This is a genomic window from Candidatus Neomarinimicrobiota bacterium, from assembly GCA_041862535.1.
In the GTDB taxonomy this organism is placed as follows: Bacteria; Fidelibacterota; Marinisomatia; order SCGC-AAA003-L08; family TS1B11.
Genome location: JBGVTM010000164.1, coordinates 1 through 2,328, shown reverse-complemented (window position 1 = coordinate 2,328; position 2,328 = coordinate 1). Strand labels below are relative to the sequence as shown.

The 2,328-nt window shown below is 49.7% G+C and carries 3 protein-coding genes; 2 read left to right on the top strand and 1 reads right to left on the bottom strand.

The features are described from left to right. Together ACETWG_06025 and nifS are read left to right on the top strand one after the other, a co-directional pair. Positions 1-308: molybdopterin-dependent oxidoreductase (locus tag ACETWG_06025; GenBank protein MFB0516145.1), on the top strand; the 308-nt coding region annotated here is incomplete at its 5' end. Between the two features lie 36 nt (positions 309-344). Then, positions 345-2,192: a cysteine desulfurase NifS gene (gene nifS / locus ACETWG_06020; protein ID MFB0516144.1), complete on the top strand. Its 1,848-nt coding sequence runs from the start codon at positions 345-347 to the stop codon at positions 2,190-2,192. A gap of 31 nt (positions 2,193-2,223) precedes the next feature. Here nifS and ACETWG_06015 read toward each other — a convergent pair. Beyond that, positions 2,224-2,328, bottom strand: a 105-nt coding sequence (locus tag ACETWG_06015) for an L-histidine N(alpha)-methyltransferase (protein MFB0516143.1), incomplete at its 5' end; no start/stop codon positions are given.

The following is a 2,328-nucleotide window of genomic DNA, read 5'->3' as shown; positions in this document are numbered from 1 at the left end:
ACGGCGCCTCTTTGCTGACATCGTGGCCGCAAACTCCGATTTGGAGAGAAACCCTATCCAAACTTGATTTCGTAGTCTGTATTGATCGCCAGCTTACGGCTGATGCTGCATATGCTGATATAGTCCTGCCAGCTACGACAATGTTTGAAAATTATGCATATATGACATACGGGCCAATTTTCCGCCTGAGGGAAAGGATAATTGAGCCCGTGGGAGAGGCACGCAATGATTACATCATAATGGCTGAACTGGCCAGGCATCTCGAATACGGACATCTGTTTCCTCAGACTGAAGAGGAAATGCTCTGATTTGTCCTGGAAGGTTCGGGATATACCCTGGAGGATGTGAAGGCAGCTGGCGGGTGGGTAAGAATTCCAACACCCATGATGGAGTATAAGAAATGGCAGAAGGGTGGTTTAAGGAGGGACGGGAAACCTGGTTTTGACACTCCAACAGGGAAGTTTGAAATATGGTCGACGATACTGGAGGAATATGGTTATGAGCCTTTACCGAAATACATCGAGCCGACCGAGGGGCCGCTGGGGAGTCCTAAATTAGTGGGAAACTTTCCTCTGGTGTTTAACTCTGGTGCAAGGCCCCAAACTGATTTTAGATCCCAACATCACGGTATTGAAGGGCTTGTAACTGACACCCCGGAGCCCATAGTAGAGATTAACATTGAAGATGCTGAGAAAAGGGATATTAGAAGCGGCGATCTGGTGCGAGTAATCACGCCGAGAGGGAGTGTGCCTTTTAGGGCTAAAGTTACAGATGATATCGCCAGAGGATGTATTGAATGTATGTTTGGTGGTGGAACTCCTGTCGGACCAAAAGCATGGCAGGAATGGAATGTTAATGAACTTACGGATATTAACAACTACGACAGCATCTCTGGTTTTCCCGTATATAAAGCACTCCTGTGTGATGTGCAAAAGGTTGAATCTGGTACTGATGAGACTCGATGCTCAGTAAATAGACAGGTATTAGACTATCACAGTGATTTAGCAGACGCCCAGGAACCACGGATAAAGCCCGAAGGTCGCATATACCTTGATAACAATGCCACAACGCAGGTCGATGAGACAGTACGAGAGGCTATGGTGCCATATCTGAGTGCGGATGCCGGTAACCCTTCCAGCATACATCAGACGGGCAGGATTGCCCGGGAAGCTTTGGAGAATGCACGCCGCCAGGTGGCTATGCTCATAAACGCTCAGCCGCGGCGAATTATCTTCACCGGCGGTGGCTCTGAGGCTGTCAATCTTGCTATCAAGGGAGCGGCATTTGCTATGCGTGATAAGGGTAAGCACATCATAACAACCACCGTCGAACATCCAGCTGTACTTGGCGCCTGTGATTTTTTGGAGAGATATGGCTATCGAGTTACATATCTCGATGTAGATAGAGATGGTTGGCTGGACCCCGAAAAACTACGCACCGCTGTAGCCAAGGATACCATCCTTGTCTCCATTATGATGGCTAATAATGAGGTGGGCACTATTCTGCCTGTCAAGGAGTTAAGTTCGATTTGCCGTGAAAAAGACATACTGTTCCACACGGATGCTGTTCAGGCGGTAGGTAAGCTCAAGGTGGATATACAAGAACTCGGCGTGGATATGCTCAGTTTGTCCGGTCACAAATTTCATGCCCCAAAGGGCATAGGGGCTCTATATGTCAGGAAGGGAATCGAACTGGAGCCACTTATTCACGGGGGCAAACAGGAGAGCGGAATACGAGCTGGTACAGAGAATGTCCCGGCTATCGTAGGCCTGGGCAAAGCGGCGGAACTGGTCACATACACGCTTCGGGACTCCGCGCGGATACGCAACCTCCGGGACAAATTGGAGGAAGGTATCAGGAATTTGGTGCCCGATGCCATGTTGAACGGTCACCAGGCGAATAGGCTGCCAAATACGCTTAACCTGACTCTCCCCGGCTTACGTGGTGAATCTATTGTCATCGCCCTGGACCAGCATGGCATCTCGCTCTCTTCAGGCTCGGCCTGTAAGTCAGGCTCTCCGGAACCCACGCATGTTCTTATTGCCATGGGAAGAACTGAAGAGGAGGCTCACTGCTCGGTGAGGTTCTCCTTGAGCCGTTATACTACGGAGGAAGATATTGATTACACTGTGTCGGCTCTTGAGCAAATACTCAAGGAGAAAGACATGGTGCGGCTCATGCCTTGTAAATAACCTGTGCTCCGCTAATGCTACCGGGCTAGCTTTACCTTGTTACAAGGTACTGGACACTGAACCACTGCCGTTCATCCGTCCAGACACGCTCTACCCTGAATCCAGCTGCTGCAGCCATCTGCTCAAACTCATCAAG